The following is a 24,265-nucleotide window of genomic DNA, read 5'->3' on the forward strand; positions in this document are numbered from 1 at the left end:
TACTCAGTACTCGGGGTTGCCGTTTAGCTGAGCTTCGGCGGCCTTGGCCAGGTCCGGCGGCAGGAAATCCTGGTCCGGGTTGTAGTCCGGCTTGAGGAAGCTGGACAGCGCATCCAGATCGGACGGTGCCAGGGTGCCGGCGGCCTGCTTCAGGCGCAGGTTGTTGAGGATGTAGTCGTAGCGCGCATCGTTGTAGTTACGTACCGAGCTGTACAGCTGACGCTGGGCATCGAGCACATCGACGATGTTGCGGGTCCCGACCTGATAGCCGATTTCGGTGGCTTCCAGGGCGCTCTGGTTGGAGATGATCGACTGCTTGCGCGCCTGCACGGTTTCCACGTCGGTGTTCACCGCGCGGTGCAGGTTGCGGGTGTTCTCGACGATCTGCCGACGCAGGCTTTCGCGCTCCTGTTCGGTCTGCGTCAGGGTCTGATAGGCCTCGCGTACTTGCGAACTGGTCAGGCCACCGCTGTAGATCGGGATATTCAGCTGCAGACCAATGGTGGTCTGCTCGGCATCGCCGTCGTAGATGGACAGCGTATCGTTGTTGCTGAAGCCAAGATTATCGTTGTCGCCCTTCTGGTATTGCGCCACGGCGTCGAGGGTCGGCGCATGGCCGGACTTGCGCTGACGCAGGGTTTCCTCGGCCGCATCCACTGCATAGTTGCTGGACTGCAGGTTGAGGTTCTGCTGGGCGGCGGTATCGACCCAGGCCTTGGCATCGTTCGGCACCGGCACCAGGATCGGCAGGGTGTGCTGGATACCTTCAATGGCGGAGTATTCGTTGTTGGTCAGGGTGACCAGGGCCTGGAACGCGTCCTGCACATTGCGCTGGGCAATGATACGGTTGGCGCGGGCGGTGTCATAGCCGGCCTGGGCTTCGAGCACGTCGGTCTTGTCCGACAGGCCGACGTCGAAGCGCTCGTTGGCCTGATCCAGCTGGCGCTTGAACGCCGCTTCTTCGGCCTTGGTCGAGGCCAGGTTGTCCTGAGCGCGCAGCACGGCGAAGTAAGTCTCGGCACTCTGCAGAATCAGGTTCTGCTCAGTGGCCGACAAAGCCAGGCTGGCCTGCTCGTTGGTGGCCTTGGCCGCCTGGTACTGGAACCAGCGGTCGGCACGGAACAGCGGCTGGCTCAGGCTGGCGCGGTAGGAAGTGCCGCTGCGCGAGGCGTCCAGTTCACCGATGCGGCGATCGACCTTGGTGTCGGTGTTGGTCATGTCGGCGCCAGCGGACAGGTTCGGCAGCAGGCCGGCACGGGCCTGCGGTACCACTTCGCTGATGGCGCCGTAGTTGGCGCGGGCGGCGGCCAGGTCGGCGTTGTTCTTCACCGCCTCGTTGTACACGGTCACCAGACCGGTTTTGCTGCCAGCCGGGGCGTCAGCGGCCCAGGCCATTCCGGATGCGGCGGAAGCTACTGCGAGCGCCAGAGAGAGTCTGCGTAGCATGATCAATCCTAGATACGAGTGAATCGGGCAAGGCTAAGGGGGCAGCCCGCAGTGGTCAAGGCACAGCAGGCACGACGATAGCCTAGTTTGCAATAAGCTTTGTTGCCGGCTTGCAACAATACTCTACCAGCCGGTTCAGTTTATCTTTTTTTCACACCCATCAGCCCATTCATGCGACCAGCACGTTGGTGTTCTCGCCGCCGCTTGATTAGACTGCTGGCTGTTCTTGTCGGGGTGCCCAGAAGCATGGGCTGAGATCGGAAAGTTCCGGATCCCGTTGAACCTGATCAGGTTAAGGCCTGCGTAGGGAACAAGATGTACTCGCCACGGCGAGCCCCTCTCGGCACCGATCCCGGTGCGCCCGCGCTCCCCCTCTGCACTCCAGGTTCGCTCCGACACCAGCCAGGAGTCAGCCGATGCGTGCCGAACAAGCCAAGAACCTGAGCGAAAGCGCTCAGGTCGACCAGCAGTCGATCCAACCCTTCCCCCGCTCGCAGAAAGTCTATGTGCAGGGTTCGCGCCCGGATATCCGCGTGCCGATGCGCGAGATCAGCCTGGATGTAACCCCCACCGCCTTCGGCGGTGAGATCAACGCACCGGTTACCGTCTACGACACCTCCGGCCCCTACACCGACCCGAATGTGACCATCGACGTGCGTCAGGGCCTGGCCGATGTGCGCAGCGCCTGGATCGACGACCGTGGTGACACCGAGAAGCTGCCGGGCCTGTCCTCCGAATTCGGTCAGCGCCGCCTGAACGACGCAGAGCTGACCGCCATGCGCTTCGCCCACGTGCGCAACCCGCGCAAGGCCAAGCCCGGTAAGAATGTCAGCCAGATGCACTACGCCCGCCAGGGCATCATCACGCCGGAGATGGAATACGTCGCCATCCGCGAGAACATGAAGCTGGCGGAGGCGCGCGAAGCCGGTCTGCTCAAGGAGCAGCATGGCGGCCAGAGCTTCGGCGCCAGCATTCCGAAAGAGATCACCGCCGAGTTCGTGCGCGAGGAAATCGCCCGCGGTCGCGCCATCATCCCGGCGAACATCAACCACGTGGAGCTGGAGCCGATGATCATCGGCCGCAACTTCCTGGTGAAGATCAACGGCAATATCGGCAACTCGGCGCTGGGTTCCTCCATCGAGGAAGAAGTGGCCAAGCTGACCTGGGGCATCCGCTGGGGCTCGGACACGGTCATGGACCTATCCACCGGCAAGCATATCCACGAGACCCGCGAGTGGATCATTCGCAACTCGCCGGTGCCGATCGGCACCGTGCCAGTCTACCAGGCGCTGGAGAAGGTCAACGGCGTGGCCGAGGATCTGACCTGGGAGCTGTTCCGCGACACCCTGATCGAGCAGGCCGAACAGGGCGTGGACTACTTCACCATCCACGCCGGCGTATTGCTGCGTTACGTGCCGCTGACTGCCAAGCGCGTCACCGGCATCGTCAGCCGCGGCGGCTCGATCATGGCCAAGTGGTGCCTGGCGCACCATAAAGAGAACTTCCTCTATACCCACTTCGAGGAAATCTGCGAAATCATGAAGGCCTACGACGTCAGCTTCTCGCTGGGCGACGGCCTGCGTCCGGGCTCCATCGCCGACGCCAACGACGCCGCGCAGTTCGGCGAACTGGAAACCCTCGGCGAGCTGACCAAGATCGCCTGGAAGCACGACGTGCAGACCATGATCGAAGGCCCCGGCCACGTGCCGATGCATCTGATCAAGGAGAACATGGACAAGCAGCTGGAATGCTGCGACGAGGCGCCGTTCTACACCCTCGGCCCACTGACCACCGATATCGCTCCCGGCTACGACCACATCACCAGCGGCATCGGTGCGGCGATGATCGGCTGGTTCGGCTGCGCCATGCTCTGCTACGTCACGCCCAAGGAGCATCTAGGCCTGCCGAACAAGGATGACGTGAAGACCGGCATCATCACCTACAAGATTGCCGCGCACGCCGCCGACCTCGCTAAGGGTCACCCGGGCGCGCAGATCCGCGACAACGCACTAAGCAAGGCGCGCTTCGAGTTCCGCTGGGAGGACCAGTTCAACCTCGGCCTCGACCCGGACACCGCGCGCAGCTACCACGACGAGACCCTGCCCAAGGACTCGGCCAAGGTCGCGCACTTCTGCTCCATGTGCGGGCCGAAGTTCTGCTCGATGAAAATCACCCAGGAAGTGCGCGAATACGCCGCCGAGAACGGCCTGACCGACGAGCAAAAGGCTATCGAAGCTGGGTTTGCCGAGCAGGCCGAGCGCTTCAAGGGCGAAGGGTCGGTAATCTACAAGCAGGTCTGACCCTGTCGTAGCGATGCAAAAAACCGGAGCCTGCGTCAGCGGCTCCGGTTTTTTTATGCCGGCTTGAACTCGATCAACCGCGCCCCGGGAAATAAAACGGCTTGAGGATGCCGTTCAGCCGCGGATAGGGAATACGCAGCTCCGGGTGGCCGCTGCTGTAGGGAGCAATGCGCGCCACCTCGTACTTGAGCATCACCGCGCCGAAGGTCAGGGCGATGTTGTCGGTGCGCTCAAATGGCCAGCTGGCCTGGTAGTCGAGGTCCTGATCGAGGCCGTTGGCCTTGAGCCAGGCCTGGTGCGCCAGCTCGGCGGCCTGCCAGAAGGCCGGCTCTTCGCCGGGCAGCAGCATGTCCTGCAGGCTGAGCACGCGCTTGAGCCGGCGGTCGTAGTTCAGGTAGGCGCGCCCGGGGATGCCATGGGCGCCGCCGGTGAAGCGGTAGCTGGACAGCTCGATGATCAGCAGACGGCCATGCTGCTGCAACACCTTGGCCTGCAGGTAGCTGCTCCAGCCCGGTTTGGCCGTGGCCAGGAAGTCGCGTTCATAGCTGGCCAGCGAGCTCGGCGGCGGGTCGCCCGGCAGCTCGATGGTCAGCCCGAGCAGCTCGCGTTCGATCTGGGCCTGCAGCTCGGGGAGGTCCTTGGGCAACTGCAGGTCGATATTCACCAGCGGGCAGTCGCCGCCCGTGCAACCCGGCGCGCGATGCTCCCAGGCCTCACGGCTGGTGGCCAGGGGTTGGCTGTCACGTGCCGGCAGCAGGCCCTGGCAACCGGCGAGGAACAGAGTGAGGGCCAGCAGACTGGCAACGGCGATGGGGCGCATGGGCATTCCTTGGGCGACAACAACGGGCAGTTCGACTGTGCATGCCGCCCGGTGTTCCCGGCGGCACGGGCGCCATTGTCGCCGCCCGCGCCCTTCCCTCCAAGCCCGACAGCTTTCCCCTACCGAAACAGGAAGGGGATGATTGCCCGCACTATGTGGCAGCTCAGAAGCTGAAGTCGCGCCGCACCTGCAGATAGACCCGATCACGCTGATCGAATTGGCCGTACTGGGTACGCTCGCCACCGCTGAAGCCAATGAATCCGGTCTCGACATACCACTGGTTCCATGGCCGATAGCCGAGGTTAGCCTTGACCATGTGGCTACTCTGCGTGTCGTGGTTGTACAGCCACAGCAGCCCAGCATTCAGGCGCTGCTTGGACCAGTCCTTGAGCACGGCCGCCGAAGCTTCCCAGGTGTTGGTCTGTTGCAGGCTGGACGGCGCGTCGTGGCGATGGCTGACCGTGGCCTGCAAGTTCACCGTCCACTCGTTGCGGGTCATGTCGAGGCCAAGCAGCGCCGCCGACTTGGGCACGTTGTCAGCACCCGTTGGGGTCTGCAAGGGTTCGTGGAACAGGTGCACCAGGTCGCCACGCACCACCCAGTCGCCCGCCGGGCGGGCGAAGGAAGCGCCGACCAGGCTGCGCCGCCGCTGCTGCTCGACCTGTCGCCCCTCCTCGACCACGTACAGCGGGTCGGGACTCAGGCCATCGAACAGGTAGAAGTCCAGGTCGGTGCCGTCAACGAAGGTCTTGCCGCGCCAGCCGATATCCGCGCGCTCGTGCTCATCGTCCTCGGGCAGGCCTTGCGGTTGCCCGGAGACGGCGAAGTCGGCACCGGCCGGGGCGAAGCGGGTGGTTTTGCTGCGCGGCGCCAGCACGAACTGCTGTTCGAGGTTGTCGCCATAAACCTCCACCACCGCCATCGGCCGGGTCTGCCGGCCGAGGGAGTAGTCGTCGATATAGGGCAGGAGGAATTCGCGCAGGTCCAGCGGGTTGAGCACGTCGACCAGACGGAAGTAGTCGCCGCGGCCCCAGGCGATCTGCTGCTGGCCGAGGCGCCACTGCCAGCTGTCGCCGGCCCAGGTGACATACAGCTCGCGCAGGTCCTGATCAGACTGCATGCGCTCTTCCAGCCGGCCACCGGCATCGTCGTACTGGCTGCGATAACGCCCCAGCAGCACACTGTCGAGGGTCCAGTTGCCCTCGCTAACGCGGCTTTCCAACATGGCTTCGAGGCGATGGCCGGAACTGCTGCTGCCCGTGGTGTCGTGGTGATAACCGTCTTCCAGATGGCCACGATTGCTCAGGGTGGCCGCGGCCAGCGGCAAGCTGGCCAGGCCGAGCAGGCCGATAAGCGCTGCACGCATCAACGGATCCCGTTGCGCAGGGCGCGCTCGCTGAAGTTCTGGTCGGCCAGACCGAGGTTGTAGTCGGCCTCGGCGCGCACCAGGCGGGTCGAGCCGCCTTCCAGCAAGTTGCTCATCAGCGACTCCTTGACCGTCCAGAAGCCCTCGATCTGCGCCACTTCGAGCACCTCGAAGGTCTTGATCTGGCGACCGCCACGGAAGAACTCGTCACGCAGGATCAGCCCGCGCTCACGGTCGACATACACCAGGCGACGACTGTAGCCGGTACGCGGGTTCTCCAGGCCATCGGCGGTGGTCGCTTCGATCACCTGCACCGGGCGGCCCTGGTAGGTCTCCTCGCGCAGCAACTGGTACTGGTAGTCGTCGACGCGCATGCGTTCGATGTCGGCGAAGGAGAAGTCGGTGCCGAGGAACGGACCTTCCTTGGAGTTGGTGGCAATGCGCCGGGTCTTGCGCAGGGCCGGCAGGTACAGCCACTGGTCGTCTTCGCGGGCCGCGCTCTCGGCGTAGCTGTGCATGAGGATGCCGGTGCCGGCGGTGTCGCTGGGTGCGGTGAAATACAGGGTGGATTTGCGCTCCTCGCCATACTCCTTTTCCAGCATCAGTAGCTGGCGTTCGCGGACGAAACCGTCGGCCATGGTCTGCACCAGGGTCACCGCCGAGCGGCGGTCGGCGCCTTCGTCGCGGTCGCGCACCTCGCGCATGATGGCGGTCGGATCGAGGCTGTCGGCCAGGGCCGGAAGGCTCAGCACGAGGCCGAGGCTGTAGAGAAACATACGCATGGAAAACTCCTTAACGACAATCCACTGTCAGGTAACTGGTGGGGCTGGACGACCAGGTGGCCGTGCCCTCGATGCGGTAACCGGCAATGCTCGGCGCAGCAATCTGGCCGCGCCCGAGGGCGACCAGGTTGAGGCGCTGCAAGTCCGGCCGGGCAAGATCCTGCAGGTCGCGGCTGCGCAGGCTCTCAGCGATCAGGTAGAGCTGCGCCACCTCGTCGCGACTGGCCGGCAGGCTGGCTTCGCCATTCAGCACGCGCTTGAGGTAGATCAGGATGTCCGCCGCCGAATAGGCCTGCAGGCTCTGCTCACGCAGCGCCGCGGTGCTGCGTTCGAGCTGTTGCAGGGTGGCGACCGGCTCCGGCTGCGCGCCCTCGGCCTGCATCTGCCACTCGCTGAGGCTGAGACCCTGCAAGGCGCCGGTGGCGTCTGGCTGCACCCGGCACTGGCCGCCGAAATCGGCCGCCAGCTGGCTGGCATAGCGGCGCAGCAGCTCGGCCTGCTCGGCCTCGCTGTAGGGGTGCGCCAGGCGCAGCCAGAAGTGCGTCGCGTCATGCGTCGCCGTGACCAGGCGCGGGCCGAGCAGCGGATGCTGCTCGACCAGCCCGGCCAGGGTCTGCAGGCCGGCGGGGCTCAGCTCGCGCGTCTCGATCAACCGGCGAAAGCGCACATCGTCGCCCTGCACGGCAATCGCATTGGTGCTGGCCAGGCTGTCCAGGGAGCGAATCGGCGTGCGCCCGGCGCCATCCTGCAGCGTCCACAGGTTCTGCGTGGCGCCCACCAGTTGCTGCAGGTGGGCGGCCTGATACAGGTCGCCCCCCGGATACAGGGTCAGCGCCAGCCAGTCCTGGGCACCTGCCGGCAAGGCCAGGCACAGCAGCCAGAGCAGATGCTTACGCATTGGCCGGCTCCGTCTGCGGAACATCACTCGCCAGCGGTTCCTGCCGAGTACCGACAAACACCGGCAACACCAGCAGGGCGAACAGCGCGCTGAACAGCATGGTCAGGGCGATGAACAAGCCCAGATTGACCAGCGACTGATAGCCCGACAGGCACAGCACCAGGAAGCCCAGACCCAGCGCCAGGGTGTTGAGCAGGATCGGCTTGCCGGTATGCAGCAAGGCGTACTGGGTGGCCTCCTGCGGTGTGCCTTGGCTATGGCGCATGGCGGCGATCACATGGATCGCGTAGTCGATGCCGATGCCGAAGGTGATCGCCGCGATGATCGAGGTGCCGATATCCAGGTCGGTATCGGTCAGCGCCATCAGCGCGCTAATGCCGACCAGGGTGAACAGCAGCGGCAACAGGGCGACGAAGCCCAGGCGGATCGAGAGGAACATGACCATGACCATCACCACGATCAGCGCGGGCGACGACAGGATGCTGTTGATCTGCCCCCAGACCACCGCATCGGTGGTGGCCACCAGCACTTCGCCGTAGCCGGAGACGCGCACCGTCATGCCCGCCGGCAGTACCTGCTGGGCGTAGGCCAGCACATCCTGCTTCACTGCGCCGACCTCCGAGGAGCGGTCGGTATGCAGGATGGCCAGCACCCGGCCGCTCTGGAAGCGGCGGTCGACCACGTCGAACAGGTCGCGGCCGTTGGCGTTCTCATAGAGCAGGAAGTACTGCGCCAACAGTGGCCCGCTGATGTCCGCGGGCAGGCGGTACTGCTCGGCGGCGAAACTGTCCTGGGTGACCTGGTGCAGGCGCTTGACGAAATCCGCCACCGAGTAGGTGAAGCCGACTTCACTGCGCACGCGCAGATGTTCCTGGATCTTGGCCACGGCCTGAATCAGCGCCGGGTCCTTGAACGCGTCGACCTGCTGGCTCTCGATCATCACGCTGATCGGCGTGGTACCGCCGAACTTGGCATTGATCGCCGCGTCGTCCTTACGGATGCGGCTGTCTTCCTCGAAGTAGCCGATCACCTGGTTGTCGACGGTGAGGTTCTCCACCACGTACCAGCTACACAGCACGATGGCCACCAGCATGCCCAGCGCCAGCTTCTTGCCGTAACGGGTGAAGTGGCCGAGGCGGGCGATCATGCGGTCCAGTTTGTCGCTGACCAGCAGACCGTGACGCGGCGGCTCGGCCTTCCACAGGATGACGATGGCCGGCAGGAAGACAATGGTGATCAGCCAGGCGAAGAAGATGCCGAAGCCGGTGAAGATGCCGAACTCGCGAATGAAAGTGACGTCGGTCCAGACCAGCGAGAAGAAGCCGACCAGGGTGGTCATGCAGGTCACGAACATCGGCCAGAACAGCTGCTGCATCACGCTGAAGGCGGTGTCGATGCGCGCCTGGCGATCCGGGTTCGACGGCAGGTTGCGGTAGTAATCGGCGAGGAAGTGGATGGCGTCGCACACCGCGATGGAGATGATGAACACCGGCATGATCGAGGTGATGATGTTCTGCTTCACCCCGCAGGCTGCCATCAGACCGAGGGTCCAGATCAGGCTGAAGATGGCGATCAGCAACGGCGCCACCACACCCTGCAGGCGACCGAAGCTGACGAACAGCACCAGCAGGATCACCAGCAGCACCGCCGGCAGCAGGGTCTGGTTGTCCTGTTCCATGTTCGACGCGGTTTGCGCGGCGATCATCGGCGGGCCGCTGAGGTATATGCGGTCGTCGCTCTTGACCTGATCGGTGATCGCGACGATGGCCTGGTAGGCCTGCAGCATGGCCGGCGAGTCATCCTGGGCGATGTTGAATTCGACCTGGATGGTGGTGGCGCTGCCGTCACGCGCCACCAGGCTTTCGAGGAACAGCGGGTTGCCCAGCGCCTCGTCACGCAGGGCGGCGAGCCCGGCCGGGTCCTGCGGAGCCTGTGGCATCAGCGGATGCACATCGAGGGCGCCATCCAGAGTCAGCATGTTCTCGATGGTCACCAGGCTGCGTACCTTACGGATCGGCACCAGGCGCGTCTGCAGGCTGTCCAGCCAGGCTTCCTGGGTGTGGCTGAGTTCGCCGCTCTCGCCCAGGCGCTCCTTCAGCGCGGCCAGGCGCGGCTGATCGGCGGGCTCCAGGCCACCGGCGAGGATCGCATCGACCTCGGCCTGCAGGCGCGGGTCGCTACGCAAAGCCTGCAGCTTGTCGCTGTCGGCGGGCTGCACCAGGTCAATGGCCTGGAAAGCCCGGGTCAGCTCGGCGACCAACTTGAGGCTGGCAGGGTTGAAGATATTGCCCTGAGGGTTTTCCAGGGCAATGATGGCCTGTTCGCCGGTGTTGGAAAACAGCCGCTTGGTATCGCTGTCGGCCACCCGGCTGGGGTGGTTCTTGTCGATCATGTAGGGGGTGCTGTTGATCTCCAGGCGACCCATCGCGACCACCGCCGAGGCGGTGATCAGCAGCAGGACGGCGAGCATCAGCCAGGGCCGATGCAGCATCCAGGACAGCAGTGCGTTGGCGCGCGCCTTCATGCCGCCGCTCCTTCGCCGGTATAGGCGTCCAGGCGCAGGTCGTCCTTGGCCTTGCTGCGGTTCTGCGCCTCGGCCACCAGGTTGGCCCAGATCACCGTCTTGTGGATTTCGCTAGTGCCGCCGGCGAAGAACAGGCCGATGGAGTCGCGCAGCAGGCGTTCGTAGTGGTGATCGCGGCGGTAGCCGTAGTTGCCGTGGATGCGCATGGCATTCAGGCAGGCCTCGTGCATCGACTCGCTGGCCAGCACCTTGATGATCGAGGCCAGGGTCGAGCAGTCGCGGCCCTGCTCCAGTTCGGTCAGGCCGCGGCCGACCACGCTGCGCAGCAGCTCCAGCTGGGTGTAGGCCTGGACGATGTGGCCCTGCACATACTGGTTGTCGCTGATCGGCCGACCGAAGGCCTCGCGCTTGAGGCTGTACTGCAGGCACTCGTCGATCACCGGCTGCATGCAGCCGACGATGGACACGCCGGTGAAGATGCGCTCGACCAGGAAGCCGAAATACAGCACGCGTAGGCCCTGGCCCTCGATGCCGACCAGGCTGGCGGCGTCCAGCGCCACTTCGTCGAAGCTCAGGCTGCCGATCGGCGTGCCGCGGTTGCCCATCAGCTCGAACGGTGTGGACTGGGTAAGCCCTGGCTTGGCGGTCTCGGTGATGAAGCAGGAGATGGCGTTGGCACCACCCTCTTCGAGACGCGCGAAGGTCATGCAGATATCTGCCACCGGGGCGTTGGTGATGTTCCACTTCATCCCGTTGAGGCGGTAGCCACTGCCATCGCGGCGTGCCGCCAGCTTCAGCGAACGCACATCGGAGCCGCAGCCTTGTTCGGTGATGGCGAAGCAGCCGATTTTCTCGCCACTGATCAGCGGTGGCAGCCAGCGCTGCAGTTGTTCCTCGGTGCCGTAGCTGATCAGCGCCGCCTGCACCAGGGCCACCTGGGCAACGAAGGAGACCAGCACGCCCATGTCCTGGCAGCCCTCGGAGAAGCCTTCCAGTGCGGCGGAGAACTCCCAGATGCCGAGGCCCTGGCCACCGTACTGCTTGGGCATGTGTACGCCGAACAGGCCGCTGCTGCCCAGGGCCCGCCACAGTTCGCGGTCGAAGCCCAGTTCGCGATCACGCAGGGAGGATGTGGGGCGCACCAGCTCGCGGCCGACGGTCAGGTAGTGGGCGCGGATGTCTTGCTGTTGTTCGTTCCAGATACCGTTCATGTTCATGCTCCTATGTGCAGAGTGTTCTGCTGCTTGGCGGCGCGCAGCTGGGAAAGGAATTCGTCGCCTTCGAGCTCAATCAGAGCCTCGATCTGCGCTACGCGCTCATGGTCGATGGCGTCCAGGCGCAGCCAGAAGGGATGCACCTCGCGGCCCTGGTAGCGGTTGGCGTAGAGGTGCTCGGCCGGAATGCTGGCGTCGCGTGCCGGCATCACCTGCGGGCGGAAGCCGAAGAAACTCAGGTTGCGCAGGGTGACCTGGCGCTCACCGTCGCCGACCATCGCGGCCACACCGCTGTCGGACCTGCACAGCAGCTTGCCGTAGGCGCTGAGCAGCAGCATGCCGGCCTTGGCCTCCAGCAGCGGATCACCGATCTGCGCCTTGGTCACCCGACCAATCTCGCGCACCTGCTCCACCGGCAACTCCTGCAGCTCGGTGATCTGCGCATAGAGATCGCGACCGAAGGCGGTCTCCACGCCGAAGGCCGGGCGCTGCGCGTCGTCGAAGCGCTTGCCGCGGGCAATCGGCGCCTTGAGCGTGGAATAAGCCAGTAGCTGTTGGTCGCTCTCGCGCACCAGGACGATATGCACATCCTCCTGAGCCAGGTGTTCCAGTGGCTCGGCGTGCAACTGGCGGCTGGAAGCCACCAGCGGATTGATGAAGCCGACCTTGGCGTAGTGGACGAAGGCGAAACGCAGCAGCTGACGAGTCAGGTTGTTGTCCAATTGATAGTTGGGAATCGCGTAGGTGGCGATGCCGGCGCGGCGGTCGATGCAGAACTGCTGGTAGCTGCGCAGGCCGCCCAGCAGGGGCGCCTGGTAGTGCTTCACCGAGCGCTCGAGGAAGAACGCATCGGGCCGCTCCGGCGGCAGCTGGCGCCACTGCGCCAGGGCCTGACGGCCCTGCTCCAGCAGACGCTGGTGCTCGCGCTCGGCCTGGGCATCACGGCGCCGGGTCAGCTCCCAGACGTCGACATAAATGGTCTCACGTACCGCGCGACCATTGAGCAGATCGATGATCAGTGCGGTGGCCAGGGTGCCGAACAGGTGGGCGGCGATGCCCAGCTGCGAGGTGTAGTCCTTGCCGGCCAGGTGGCGGTCCAGCTCGGCGTACATGTCCAGCGGCACGCACTCCACCGGGATCAGATAGGAGCAGGCCTGCATCGGATCGAGAGTGGCCACCTGCTCGGCGCTCAGCTGGTTATCCAGCACCGCCAGATCCGGGTTGCGGTAGTCGAACACCGGGATGTACTGCGCGGCGGCCATGTCGTAGCCGCACACCACCGGCTTGTACTGGCGCTGACAGACGCGGTGCAGCAGGTACTTCATTTCCAGGCCGGAGCGGCCGGTGACATCAATGGCGTCCACTACCACGTCGGCCTGGGCGACCATGGCTTCGACGTTGTCCGGCGTCACGCCGTGGCTGTGCAGCTCCAGCTTGATGTAGGGGTTGATCTGGCGTACGCGCTCGGCAAACACCTCGACCTTGGTTCGGCCGATATCGCTGATCACCATGTTCTGCCGGTTGGCGTTGTTCAGCTCATAGCTGCCGTTGTCGGCCAGGATCAGGTGCTCGGCGCCGCTACGCACCAGCAGCTCGATCACGCTGCCGCCGGTGGAACCGCAACCGGCGATGAGGATCACCGCCTCGCGCAGGCCACACTGCTCGTCTGTGCTGATGAACCCGGCGTTACGCAGGGTAAGTTCGCGATAAAACTGATCGTGATCCAGGGGGGGAAGTGGGTGACTCATTGTGGCGTCCTGCGCAGTAAGGGAGGCGGGCATCCTATTCAGCGCTTTAATGGCACAACAAGGAGCAAAAAGCCTCCGCTGCCATTAACGACAAAACCATCTAACCATATGTTTTTATTGATATTTTTATCTGTGATCACAGATATTGGAGGTACACAAACGACAACCGCCCCGTAATGGGGCGGCCTGTCATGCAATCGTCATCGAAAAAAGTGCTCGCGAAGGCTCTAGCCTACGAGTTTGTGCAGGTTATCCGGCACCGTTGTCAGCTCCCAGAGGAAGCTGTCGAGCTTGAAGGTGGACGTGCGGATTTTTTCCTCGATGTCGTGCAGCTCACGACAGACTTCCTGGTAACGCTGTTCGCGGCGCACGGCGGCCAGGGCCTCGCTGATCCGCTCCGGCTGCGCGCCGATGTACTCGCGCACGCGTTTGCCGCCCTTCTGCGGGCGCACCAGATAGAGGTAGCGCTGCTGGTGCCAGTAGGGCGTGGCGGCGATGCGCGGCGAGTCCTGCAGGGCCTCGAACTCGGCCAGCAGGTTCATGCGCAGGGATTTGAGGCTGTCTAGCTGCTCGGAGATACGCCAGACCTTCTGCCCCAGGCTCTCCTGGTCGCCGAGCTTGCCGGCATGGCTCTCGCGGTGGGAGATGTCGGTGATGGTCAGCAGGCTGCCACGGTCGCGGCCGTCGACGCTGGGAATCGGCGCCGCACTCATCTGTACCCAGCGCACCTGGCCGTCGCTGGCCTGGATACGCATGGGATAGCGCTCGGCCGACGGGCCCTGGCGGCGCTGCATCAGGACTACCTCGACCAGGTCGGCGGAGATGACCTGGGCCAGCGGTCGGCCTAGGGCCTCGGCCGGCGAGTAGCCGAGGAAGTGCTGCATGAAGGGGTTCATGTAGGTGATGCGACCGGAAGGATCGAGGACCACCAGCCCCTCCTGTGCCTGCTCCACCAGGTTCTGGTAGCAGCGGGTGTCGCCAGTGCTGTAGCAGCTGGCCACCTGCAATTGCGGCTCTGCGCCGAATTCGGCGTCGGTATAGGCCACCGGGATATCCGTGTCCGGATCATATTGCCGGAGCAGATCGATCAGCTCTGCAGCGCGCATTCCCTACCTCCCTGTTGAAATCGATACCGACGGCCCCGAGTATACTCAGCGGCAGTCCATGAAAAAGTCTGCTATTTCCGATAAATGCCGAACGGCACGGAATATCGACGTCACACTGTCTTGCTTGAATGGCCTGAAAGCGACAGCGCCGAGTCGCAGCGGCAGGCCTTGCCAAAGCGCGGCTGCCGCGCGCACATTCACCCATAGCCCGCCGCTGGCGGCTGGATTTTCTGCAGGGCCGAGCCCTGCCACGAGGGGGAACTGCATGTCACATGCCGATGTCGAGGTACTCCAGCGCGAGACCTGCTTCAAGGGCTTCTACCGCCTGGACCGCCTGCATCTGCGCCACCGCCAGTTCGCCGGCGGCATGGGCCCGCAGCTCAGTCGCGAGCTGTTCGTGCGCCACGACGCCGTGTGCGTGCTGCCCTATGATCCGCAACGCGACAGTGTGGTGCTGATCGAGCAGTTCCGCGTCGGCGCCATGGACAAGAGCGCCAACCCCTGGCTGCTGGAGCTGGTGGCCGGGCTGATCGACAAGGACGAGGAGCCGGAAGAGGTGGCCCGCCGCGAAGCGATCGAGGAAGCCGACCTGACCCTCGGCGCGCTGTGGCCGATCACCACTTACTACCCATCACCCGGCGGTTCTGACGAGCGCGTCTACCTGTACGTCGGGCGCTGTGACAGCCAGGGTGCGGGCGGCGTGCATGGCCTGCCCGAAGAAGGCGAGGACATCCGCGTGCATGTCTGGCCGCTGGAAGATGCCCTGCAAGCGGTCAAGGACGGGCGCATCAACAACGCCGCCAGCATCATCGCCCTGCAATGGCTGGCGCTGAACCGCGCGGAAGTGCGGGGGCTATGGTCATGAACCTGCTGCGCGAGCGTTACCGGGTCGACCTGGTCGAACTGCAGGCCGCTTGCGAAGCCAACTACGCGCGCCTGCTGCGCCTGCTGCCGGACATGCGGGCGGCGCAGGGCGAGCGCCGCGTCGCCCTGAGCCAGGGCGACCAATTGCTCGGCGTGCTGGTGCTGCAGGTGCTGGAAGCCTGCCCCTACACCACCACCCTGCAGGTGCGCCAGGAACACAGCCTGCCGTGGCTGCCGGTGCCCAAGCTGGAGGTACGGGTCTACCACGACGCGCGCATGGCCGAAGTGGTCAGCGCGGAGAATGCCCGGCGTTTTCGCAGCATCTACAGCTACCCGAACGCCGCCATGCACCAGCCGGACGAGAAGACCCAGCTCAACCTGTTCCTCGGTGAGTGGCTCAGCCACTGCATGGCCTGTGGCCATGAATTGGCCAGCGTGCGCTAGCAGGCGTCCCCCACCCACAGCCGCACAGCGATCAATTTCCAGCCTGAAATCCCTCGAACACCCCGGCTTTCGCCGCAGAAACGCCCGCCAAACGTGGCAAATGTGACCCGTTCACGTTTGCCGGGTTTACCGAATCGCATTTCAGCCACCATAATCCTGAGAACCTGTTCAGGAGTCGCACCTTGTCGCGCCCCGTTTCCCCTGCCCATGACCCATCGGTGCTGATCGTTCAGCTCTCCGACAGTCATCTGTTTGCCGAAGAAGACGGCAAGCTGCTTGGCATGAACACCTGCGACAGCCTGCAGCGGGTCATCGAGCGCGCACTCGAAGAACAGCCGCGCATCGACCTGATGCTGGCCTCCGGCGATCTGTCGCAGGATGGCTCGCTGGCGTCCTACCAGCGCTTTCGCGAGCTGACCGATCCGGTTGCGGCAAAGGCCCGCTGGTTCGCCGGCAACCACGATGAGCTACCGAGCATGCGCGCCGCCTGCAAGGACAGCGATCGACTGGAGCCGATCCTCGACCTCGGCAACTGGCGCATCACCCTGCTCGACTCCTCGATTCCCGGCGCGGTGCCCGGTTTCCTCGGCGACGACCAGCTCGAACTGCTGGAGCAATCGCTCAACTCTGCGCCCGAACGCCACCATCTGGTGTGCTTCCACCATCACCCGGTGTCCATCGGCTGCAACTGGATGGAACCGATCGGCCTGCGTAACCCCGATGCCCTGTTTGCCGTGCTGGCCAAGGCGCCGCAGGTCAAGGCGATCCTCTGGGGGCATATCCACCAGGAGTTCGATCAGCAGCGTGACGGCGTACGCCTGCTCGCCTCGCCGTCCACCTGCGTGCAGTTCGCCCCCGGCAGCGAGGAATTCCAGGTCGACACCACGGCCCCCGGCTACCGCTGGCTGCGCCTGCATGCCGATGGCCGCCTGGAAACCGGCGTATCACGGGTCACCGGCATTCACTTCGAAGTGGATTACAGCGTCAAAGGCTATTGAGCCACGCCAGAACCGCACGCAATAAGCTGTATACCGGGGGCAACTCCGCTTGCAGCCTGAAGCTTTCAGCTTGTAGCCTCCCCTCCCCATGACCAGCATCATTTATATCCACGGCCTCAACAGCTCACCGGCCTCGACCAAGGCCAGCCAGCTGCTGCGGGTCGCCGAACACGGCGGGATCGCCCAGCACCTGCGCGTACCGGCCCTGCACCACCACCCGCGCCAGGCCATGGCCCAGCTGCAGGCGGCCATCGCCGAACTGGGCCGGCCGCTGCTGGTGGGCAGTTCGCTGGGCGGCTACTACGCCACCTACCTGGCCCAGCAGCACGACCTGAGCGCCCTGCTGATCAACCCGGCGGTGCGCCCGCACCAGCTGTTCGGCGGCCGCGAAGTCGAGCAGACCAATCACTACAGTGGTGAAACCTGGCTGCTGACCCACGACCATGTACAGGCTCTGGCCGAGCTGGAAGTGCCACCACCGCAGGACGCCCAACGCTATCGCGTGTGGCTGCAGACGGCCGACGAGACCCTCGACTACCGCCAGGCCGAAACCTACTACCAGGGTTGCAGCATGGATATCCAGGAAGGTGGCGACCACAGCTACCAGGGTTTTGCCGGCCGTCTGCCGGAAATCCTCGAACTGGCTGGTTTCAGCCCGGCAATCTGGCAAGATTTCGACTTTTCCACCCTTTGAGCCCCGCGGGGCTGCCACAGCGCAGCCCGTCCAGCGCCCAGATCAACTGACGACAAGAGACCCCATGGCCCAGCAGAACTCCTACAACGCCGATGCCATCGAAGTCCTCTCCGGCCTCGACCCGGTGCGCAAGCGCCCGGGCATGTACACCGACACCTCGCGGCCCAACCACCTGGCCCAGGAAGTCATCGACAACAGCGTCGACGAGGCCCTGGCCGGCCACGCCAAATCCATCCAGGTGATCCTCCACGAGGACAACTCCCTGGAAGTGCTCGACGACGGCCGCGGCATGCCGGTGGACATCCACCCGGAAGAAGGCGTGCCCGGCGTCGAGCTGATCCTCACCAAGCTGCATGCCGGCGGCAAGTTCTCCAACAAGAACTACCAGTTCTCCGGCGGCCTGCACGGCGTGGGCATCTCGGTGGTCAACGCGCTGTCGACCCAGGTGATCGTCACCGTCAAGCGCGACGGTAACGAGTACCAGATGAGCTTCGCCGACGGCTACAAGGCCAGCGACCTGGCCGTGGTCAGCACGGTGGGCAAGCGCAACACCGGCACCAGCGTGCACTTCTGGCCGGACGCCAAGTACTTCGACTCGCACAAGTTCTCGGTCAGCCGCCTCAAGCACGTACTGAAAGCCAAGGCCGTGCTCTGCCCCGGCCTGGCCGTGAGCTTCGAGGACAAGGCCAGTGGCGAAAAAGTCGAGTGGCTGTATGAAGACGGCCTGCGTTCCTACCTGGTGGATGCCGTCAGTGAATTCCAGCGCCTGCCCGAGGAGCCCTTCGTCGGCAGCCTGGCCGGTAATAAAGAGGCGGTGGACTGGGCCCTGCTGTGGCTGCCGGAAGGCGGCGACGCAGTGCAGGAAAGCTACGTCAACCTGATCCCCACCGCCCAGGGCGGCACCCACGTCAATGGCCTGCGCCAGGGCCTGCTGGATGCCATGCGCGAGTTCTGCGAGTTCCGTAACCTGCTGCCGCGCGGGGTCAAGCTGGCCCCGGAAGATATCTGGGAACGCATCGCCTTCGTCCTCTCGATGAAGATGCAGGATGCGCAGTTTTCCGGGCAGACCAAGGAACGCCTGTCGTCGCGCGAGGCCGCGGCCTTCGTTTCCGGCGTGGTCAAGGATGCCTTCAGCCTGTGGCTCAACGGCCACCCCGAGCTCGGCCAGCAGCTCGCCGAGCTGGCCATCAGCAACGCCAACCGCCGCCTCAAGGCCGGCAAGAAGGTCGAGCGCAAGAAGATCACCCAGGGCCCGGCACTGCCCGGCAAGCTGGCCGATTGTGCCGGCCAGGACCCGATGCGCTCCGAACTGTTCCTGGTCGAGGGTGACTCCGCCGGCGGCTCGGCCAAGCAGGCGCGCGACAAGGAATTCCAGGCAATCCTGCCGTTGCGCGGCAAGATCCTCAACACCTGGGAAGTCGACGGCGGCGAAGTGCTGGCCAGCCAGGAAGTGCACAACATCGCCGTGGCCATCGGCGTCGACCCGGGCTCAAACGACCTCGGCGAACTGCGCTACGGCAAGGTCTGTATCCTCGCCGACGCCGACTCCGACGGCCTGCACATCGCCACGCTGATCTGCGCCCTGTTCGTGCGTCACTTCCGCCCGCTGGTGGATGCCGGCCACGTCTACGTCGCCATGCCGCCGCTGTACCGCATCGATCTGGGCAAGGAAATCTTCTACGCCCTGGACGACGCCGAACGCGACGGCATCCTCGACCGCCTGGTCGCCGAGAAGCGCCGCGGCAAGCCGCAGGTCACTCGATTCAAGGGCCTGGGTGAGATGAACCCGCCGCAACTGCGCGAAACCACCATGGACCCCAACACCCGGCGCCTGGTGCAGCTGACCCTGGAAGACTTCGAGGGCACGCTGGAGATCATGGACATGCTGCTGGCGAAGAAACGCGCCGGCGACCGCAAGAGCTGGCTGGAAGCCAAAGGCAACCTGGCCGAGGTTCTGGTGTGAGACTGAGCGGCGCCCTGCTCGGCCTGCTGCTGAGCACCTCGCTCAGTGCAGCCACAGTGCCTGCGCTGGGCGAGCTGGAATTGCTTGCCGAGCATCCGCTAGAAGGCCTGAGCGGCTGTCATCTGTCCGGCCTGGCCCGCTGCGGCGACGAGTGGCTGGCCGTTTCCGACCGCGAGGACGACCGCCTGTATCGCCTGCAGCAGCAAGGTGAGGTCTGGCAAGCCCAGGCCGAGACCTTCAACGCCCCACCGCCACCCACCAGCAGCCTGCCCTGGGGCCTGCGCGCGCGCACCTGGGCGGCTGGCTTGCTGCGCGGCGGCAACCTGGACTTCGAAGGCCTGAGCTGTGACAGCGCCGGCAACCGCTACCTGCTCAGCGAAGCCCATGCTGCGGTGCTACAGATCAGCCCAAGCGGCAGTGCCGACTGGCTCAAGCTGCCCACCACCCTGGTCCGTCAGGCCCGCGCCAGTGGCATGCTGCTGCATCACAACGCCCTGCTCGAAGGCCTCGCCATCGAGCCCAACGGCGAGCGCCTGTGGCTGGCCGCCGAGCGCGGACGCCGCGGCCTGCTGGTGCTGCACCGGCTGAATGGCAGCTGGCGCTGCACCGGCGGCTGCGTGCTGCTCAGCGAAGCCGGGCAGCAGCCCTCGCTGGTCGAACCCGGCGTGTCGCTGCCCGTCGACTTCAGCGACCTGCACCTGTTCAATGGCCAGCTGTTCAGCCTGGAACGCGGCGCCCATCGCATCTGCCGGCGCAACCCCAACGATGGCCAGGCGGAAAAGTGCTGGTCGTTCGCCGCCGCAGCCCTGACCGAAGCACGCCGCTACCCGCAGCCTTATGGCGCCGCGGAAGCCCTGTGGCTGGACGACAGCAGCGCCTGGGTCGGCCTGGATAACGACGGCAAGGCTCGCGGCGACGGCGAAAGCCGGCCGCTGCTCTGGCAGTTTGCCGCGCCCAAAGACGGCTGGAGCGCGCCATGAGCGAAGAGCGACCAGCCGGCCAGCGCGCCGGGCGCATCATGTTGATCTTCGCCTGGATCTTCGCCCTGGCGCTGGCCACCTACTGGTTCGGCAACTGGGAAGACCAGCGCGCCAACCCCAACCGCGCCCCGCAGTCACTGCATGGCGATGGTTACATAGAGGTGCGCCTGGCCAGCGGCCGTGGCGGTCACTACCTGCTGGACGGCAAGATCAACGGCCAGACGCTGACCTTCCTCCTCGACACCGGCGCGACGGCCGTGGCGATCCCCGCAGAGCTGGCCACCCAGCTGCGCCTGGAGCCCGGCGCGCCGGTGCAGATCCGCACCGCCAACGGCACGGTGACCGGCTCGCGCACCCGCCTGGCCTCCCTGCAACTGGGCGATATCCAGCTGCACGATGTAGCGGCACTGATTACCCCCGGCATGGACGGCGACGAGGTGCTGCTCGGCATGAGCGCCCTCAAGCAACTCGAATTCACTCAAAAGGGCGGCACCCTGGTGCTGCGCCAATCGACTTCACTGAAATGACCCTGAGGCACGCATGAGCGACTCCCTCGATTTGAGCCTGGAAGGCGTGGAACGACGTTCCCTCGCCGATTTCACCGAGCAGGCTTATCTCAACTACTCCATGTACGTGATCATGGACCGCGCCCTGCCGCATATCGGCGACGGCCTCAAGCCGGTACAGCGCCGCATCGTCTACGCCATGAGCGAACTGGGCCTGGACGCCGACTCCAAGCACAAGAAATCGGCGCGCACCGTCGGTGACGTGCTCGGTAAGTTCCACCCACACGGCGACAGCGCCTGCTACGAGGCCATGGTGCTGATGGCCCAGCCGTTCAGCTACCGCTACACCCTGGTCGACGGCCAGGGTAACTGGGGTGCGCCGGACGATCCGAAGTCCTTCGCCGCCATGCGTTACACCGAGGCGCGCCTGTCGCGCTATTCGGAAGTGCTGCTCAGCGAGCTAGGCCAGGGCACCGTCGACTGGGTACCGAACTTCGACGGCACCCTCGACGAGCCGGCGACCCTGCCGGCGCGTCTGCCCAACATCCTGCTCAACGGCACCACCGGCATCGCCGTGGGCATGGCCACCGACGTGCCGCCGCACAACCTGCGCGAAGTCGCTGCCGCCTGCGTACGCCTGCTGGATGAGCCGAACGCCACGGTCGAGCAGCTCTGTGAGCACATCCTCGGCCCGGACTTCCCAACCGAGGCGGAAGTCATCACCCCGCGCAGCGACCTGCTGAAGATCTACGAAACCGGCAAGGGCTCGGTGCGCATGCGCGCCGTATACCGTGTCGAGGACGGCGACATCGTGGTCACCGCCCTGCCGCACCAGGTCTCCGGGGCCAAGGTGCTGGAGCAGATCGCCGCGCAGATGCAGGCGAAGAAGCTGCCGATGGTCGCCGACCTGCGCGACGAGTCGGACCATGAGCACCCCTGCCGCATCGTCATCATCCCGCGCTCCAACCGCGTGGATGCCGACGAGCTGATGCAGCACCTGTTCGCCACCACCGAGCTGGAGTCCAGCTACCGGGTCAACACCAACGTCATCGGCCTCGATGGCAAGCCGTCGGTCAAGGACCTGCGCACCCTGCTGACCGAGTGGCTGGTATACCGCGTCGGCACCGTGCGCCGCCGCCTGCAGTTCCGCCTGGACAAGGTCGAGAAGCGCCTGCACCTGTTGGAAGGTTTGCTCACCGCGTTCCTCAACCTGGATGAAGTGATCCACATCATCCGCACCGAAGATCAGCCCAAGCCGGTGCTGATGGAGCGTTTCGGCCTCACCGAGATCCAGGCCGACTACATCCTCGACACCCGCCTGCGTCAGCTGGCGCGTCTCGAGGAAATGAAGATCCGCGGCGAGCAGGACGAGCTGGCCAAGGAGCGCGCCAAGCTGCTGGCCCTGCTCGGCAGCGAAGCCAAGCTGAAGAAGCTGGTGCGCCAGGAAATCCTCGACGACGCCGAGAAGTACGGCGACGAGCGTCGCTCGCCAATCGTTGCCCGCGCCGAAGCCAAGGCGCTCAGCGAAACCGAGCTGCTGCCGACCGAACCGGTCACCGTGGTGCTCTCGGAAAAAGGCTGGGTGCGCTGCGCCAAGGGCCACGACATCGACGCCACCGGCCTGTCGTACAAGGCCGGCGACGGCTTCAAGACCGCCGCGCCGGGCCGCTCCAACCAGTTCGCCGTGTTTATCGACAACACCGGGCGCAGCTACTCGCTGCCGGCGCACTCGCTGCCTTCCGCCCGCGGCCAGGGCGAACCGCTCACCGGCCGCCTGCAACCGCCGCCGGGGGCGACCTTCGAGTGCGTGCTGCTGCCGGATGACAACGCCCTCTACGTGATCGCCTCGGACGCCGGCTATGGCTTCGTGGTCAAGGGCGAGGACCTGCAGGCCAAGAACAAGGCCGGCAAGACCCTGCTGACCCTGCCCACCGGCGCGCTGGTCGTCCCGCCCAAGCCGCTGGCCAACCGCGAGGAAGACTGGCTGGCGGCGGTGACCACCGAAGGCCGTCTGCTGCTGTTCAAGGTCGCCGACCTGCCGCAACTGGGCAAAGGCAAGGGCAACAAGATCATCGGCATCCCCGGTGAGCGCGTGGCCAGCCGCGAGGAATACCTCACCGACCTGGCCGTGCTGCCGAACGGCGCCACGCTGGTATTGCAGGCCGGCAAGCGTACCCTGTCGCTCAAGCCGGACGATCTGGAGCACTACAAGGGCGAACGCGGCCGGCGTGGCAACAAGCTGCCACGGGGCTTCCAGCGGGTCGATGCGCTGCTGGTCGAGGTGCCGAGCGCCTAAGAACCTGTTTGCGATCTTTTGGCTGACGCCTACACGGCGTGCAGGGGCAGGTACGGATCGCTTTGCTCCCTCTCCCACAAGTGGGAGAGGGGATTTTCCGAGGTCGTAAACAGGCCCGAAGGGAGAACAGACATGGACGCCGCCACAGCCGAGCTGCGCTGGCAGGAAGACCCGCAGGGCCAGACGCACTTGTGCGTCAGCGGCCAGTGGACCCTGCACGCGCACAAGCCGGACCTGCAGGCAGTGTTCCAGGCCTACCACAGTGACAGCCATGAGTTGCCCGTGCGGGTCGCGGTCAGCGCCTGGGACAGCAGCCTGCTGGCTCTGCTCCGGCGCATACAGCGCCTGGCCGAGGAGCGTCAGCTGACCCTGCATTGGCTGGAGCTGCCCGATGGCGTGGAACGCCTGCTGCAGATGGGCAGCGCCCACCCGATCAAGGCCGCCGACCAAGCCAGCGTTAGCCGCAATCCCCTGACCCGCATGGGCCAGGGCTTCCTCGACCTGCTGACCACCCTGACCAACAGCTGCACCTTCCTCGGCGAAGTCTGCCTGGCCCTGCTGCGCCTGCTGCAGGGCCGCTCGCGCCTGCGTGCCGGCGACTTCTGGCTGGCCCTGCAGCAGTGCGGCCCCGGCGCCCTGCCGATAGTCGCCTTGATCGCCAGCCTGGTCGGGCTGATCCTCGCCTTCGTCGGTGCGGCTCAGCTGGAGGCCTTCGGCGCCCAGCTGTATATCGCCAACATGGTGGCCATCGGCATGACCCGCGAGATGGGCGCACTGATGACCGCGGTGATCATGGCGGGGCGCACAGGTGCGGCCTACGCCGCCGAGCTGGGCAGCATGCAGGCCAACGAGGAGATCGACGCGCTGAAGACCTTCGGTTTCCCGCCACTGGACTTCCTGGTACTGCCGCGCCTGCTGGCGCTGCTGGTGGCCATGCCGCTGCTCTGCGTATTCGCCGACGTCCTGGGCATCCTCGGCGGCTTCATCATCGGCGCCGGACTGTTCGACATCTCCGCCACCCAATACCTCAACCAGAGCCTGGAGATGCTCAGCCTCACCGACTTCCTGCTCGGCATCTTCAAGAGCCTGGTGTTCGCCGTGCTGATCGGCCTGATCGGCTGTCATTACGGCCTGGCCAGCGGACGCAACGCCCAGGCCGTGGGCCAGGCCACCACCCGTGCGGTGGTCAGCATCATCGTCGCCCTGGTGGTCAGCGATGCCTTGATCACGCTGATCTGCACGCAGCTGGGGATTTGAGATCCCGCCTATGAACTCCTGTCTGTCGGCCACACTGCGTCAAAAAGGGCCTCGGCATG

Annotated in this window: 19 protein-coding genes and 1 riboswitch; of the genes, 10 read left to right on the forward strand and 9 right to left on the reverse strand. The window is 65.2% G+C overall.

From position 1 onward, the window contains the following. Nucleotides 1–3: 3 nt before the first annotated feature. On the reverse strand, nucleotides 4–1,446 hold the full coding sequence (locus tag H3H45_RS14495; protein ID WP_182834444.1) for a TolC family outer membrane protein: 1,443 nt from the start codon (nucleotides 1,444–1,446) through the stop codon (nucleotides 4–6). A gap of 220 nt (nucleotides 1,447–1,666) precedes the next feature. Then, nucleotides 1,667–1,773: riboswitch (TPP riboswitch) on the forward strand. 89 nt (nucleotides 1,774–1,862) lie between these two features. On the opposite strand from H3H45_RS14495, the gene thiC reads away from it, so the two are divergent. Next, complete coding sequence (gene thiC / locus H3H45_RS14500; RefSeq protein WP_182834445.1) at nucleotides 1,863–3,746, forward strand: phosphomethylpyrimidine synthase ThiC; 1,884 nt, start codon at nucleotides 1,863–1,865, stop codon at nucleotides 3,744–3,746. A gap of 73 nt (nucleotides 3,747–3,819) precedes the next feature. On the opposite strand, the gene H3H45_RS14505 is transcribed toward thiC, so the two are convergent. From H3H45_RS14505 to H3H45_RS14540, 8 genes are all read right to left on the reverse strand, one after another. Then, entirely contained in the window at nucleotides 3,820–4,566 is a 747-nt protein-coding gene (locus H3H45_RS14505) for a DUF3298 and DUF4163 domain-containing protein (protein WP_182834446.1), read from the reverse strand. Between the two features lie 163 nt (nucleotides 4,567–4,729). Next, a complete protein-coding gene (locus H3H45_RS14510; protein WP_182834447.1) occupies nucleotides 4,730–5,932 on the reverse strand; it encodes a DUF1302 family protein in 1,203 nt (400 codons plus the stop codon). After that, the gene (locus tag H3H45_RS14515) at nucleotides 5,932–6,714 is read right to left on the reverse strand and encodes an outer membrane lipoprotein-sorting protein (protein ID WP_182834448.1); all 783 of its coding nucleotides are present in this window, start codon (nucleotides 6,712–6,714) and stop codon (nucleotides 5,932–5,934) included. Before H3H45_RS14515 ends, H3H45_RS14510 begins: the two co-directional genes overlap by 1 nt. Nucleotides 6,715–6,724: 10 nt before the next feature. Further along, nucleotides 6,725–7,612, reverse strand: coding sequence for a hypothetical protein (locus H3H45_RS14520; protein ID WP_182834449.1), 888 nt, complete (start codon nucleotides 7,610–7,612; stop codon nucleotides 6,725–6,727). Further along, nucleotides 7,605–10,136, reverse strand: a complete 2,532-nt coding sequence (locus H3H45_RS14525; protein WP_182834450.1) for an efflux RND transporter permease subunit — start codon at nucleotides 10,134–10,136, stop codon at nucleotides 7,605–7,607. The genes H3H45_RS14520 and H3H45_RS14525 overlap by 8 nt, the downstream gene beginning before the upstream one ends. After that, nucleotides 10,133–11,347: an acyl-CoA dehydrogenase family protein gene (locus H3H45_RS14530; protein WP_182834451.1), complete on the reverse strand. Its 1,215-nt coding sequence runs from the start codon at nucleotides 11,345–11,347 to the stop codon at nucleotides 10,133–10,135. Before H3H45_RS14530 ends, H3H45_RS14525 begins: the two co-directional genes overlap by 4 nt. A 2-nt stretch (nucleotides 11,348–11,349) precedes the next feature. Then, nucleotides 11,350–13,098, reverse strand: coding sequence for a HesA/MoeB/ThiF family protein (locus tag H3H45_RS14535; protein ID WP_182834452.1), 1,749 nt, complete (start codon nucleotides 13,096–13,098; stop codon nucleotides 11,350–11,352). A 227-nt stretch (nucleotides 13,099–13,325) separates the two neighbouring features. Beyond that, nucleotides 13,326–14,204 (reverse strand): PAS domain S-box protein, encoded by an 879-nt coding sequence (locus H3H45_RS14540; protein ID WP_182834453.1) that lies wholly within the window; start codon nucleotides 14,202–14,204, stop codon nucleotides 13,326–13,328. 265 nt (nucleotides 14,205–14,469) lie between these two features. On the opposite strand from H3H45_RS14540, the gene H3H45_RS14545 reads away from it, so the two are divergent. From H3H45_RS14545 to H3H45_RS14585, 9 genes are all read left to right on the forward strand, one after another. Then, on the forward strand, nucleotides 14,470–15,069 hold the full coding sequence (locus tag H3H45_RS14545) for an NUDIX domain-containing protein (protein ID WP_182834454.1): 600 nt from the start codon (nucleotides 14,470–14,472) through the stop codon (nucleotides 15,067–15,069). Next, nucleotides 15,060–15,512 carry a DUF1249 domain-containing protein gene (locus H3H45_RS14550; RefSeq protein WP_182834455.1) on the forward strand — a complete coding sequence of 151 codons (453 nt, stop codon included), beginning with the start codon at nucleotides 15,060–15,062 and terminating at the stop codon, nucleotides 15,510–15,512. Before H3H45_RS14545 ends, H3H45_RS14550 begins: the two co-directional genes overlap by 10 nt. 182 nt (nucleotides 15,513–15,694) lie before the next feature. Continuing rightward, nucleotides 15,695–16,510 carry a 3',5'-cyclic-AMP phosphodiesterase gene (gene cpdA / locus H3H45_RS14555; protein WP_182834456.1) on the forward strand — a complete coding sequence of 272 codons (816 nt, stop codon included), beginning with the start codon at nucleotides 15,695–15,697 and terminating at the stop codon, nucleotides 16,508–16,510. Between the two features lie 88 nt (nucleotides 16,511–16,598). Beyond that, nucleotides 16,599–17,204, forward strand: a complete 606-nt coding sequence (locus H3H45_RS14560; RefSeq protein WP_182834457.1) for a YqiA/YcfP family alpha/beta fold hydrolase — start codon at nucleotides 16,599–16,601, stop codon at nucleotides 17,202–17,204. A gap of 64 nt (nucleotides 17,205–17,268) precedes the next feature. Next, nucleotides 17,269–19,167 carry a DNA topoisomerase IV subunit B gene (parE, locus tag H3H45_RS14565; protein WP_182834458.1) on the forward strand — a complete coding sequence of 633 codons (1,899 nt, stop codon included), beginning with the start codon at nucleotides 17,269–17,271 and terminating at the stop codon, nucleotides 19,165–19,167. After that, nucleotides 19,164–20,147, forward strand: a complete 984-nt coding sequence (locus H3H45_RS14570; protein WP_182834459.1) for an esterase-like activity of phytase family protein — start codon at nucleotides 19,164–19,166, stop codon at nucleotides 20,145–20,147. The genes parE and H3H45_RS14570 overlap by 4 nt, the downstream gene beginning before the upstream one ends. Further along, a complete protein-coding gene (locus tag H3H45_RS14575; protein ID WP_182834460.1) occupies nucleotides 20,144–20,674 on the forward strand; it encodes a retropepsin-like aspartic protease family protein in 531 nt (176 codons plus the stop codon). The genes H3H45_RS14570 and H3H45_RS14575 overlap by 4 nt, the downstream gene beginning before the upstream one ends. A 13-nt stretch (nucleotides 20,675–20,687) precedes the next feature. Next, on the forward strand, nucleotides 20,688–22,949 hold the full coding sequence (parC, locus tag H3H45_RS14580; RefSeq protein WP_182834461.1) for a DNA topoisomerase IV subunit A: 2,262 nt from the start codon (nucleotides 20,688–20,690) through the stop codon (nucleotides 22,947–22,949). 132 nt (nucleotides 22,950–23,081) lie between these two features. Further along, on the forward strand, nucleotides 23,082–24,206 hold the full coding sequence (locus tag H3H45_RS14585) for an ABC transporter permease (protein ID WP_182834462.1): 1,125 nt from the start codon (nucleotides 23,082–23,084) through the stop codon (nucleotides 24,204–24,206). Nucleotides 24,207–24,265: the final 59 nt, after the last annotated feature.

The sequence above is a fragment of the Aquipseudomonas guryensis genome (assembly GCF_014164785.1).
In the GTDB taxonomy this organism is placed as follows: domain Bacteria; phylum Pseudomonadota; class Gammaproteobacteria; order Pseudomonadales; family Pseudomonadaceae; genus Aquipseudomonas; species Aquipseudomonas guryensis.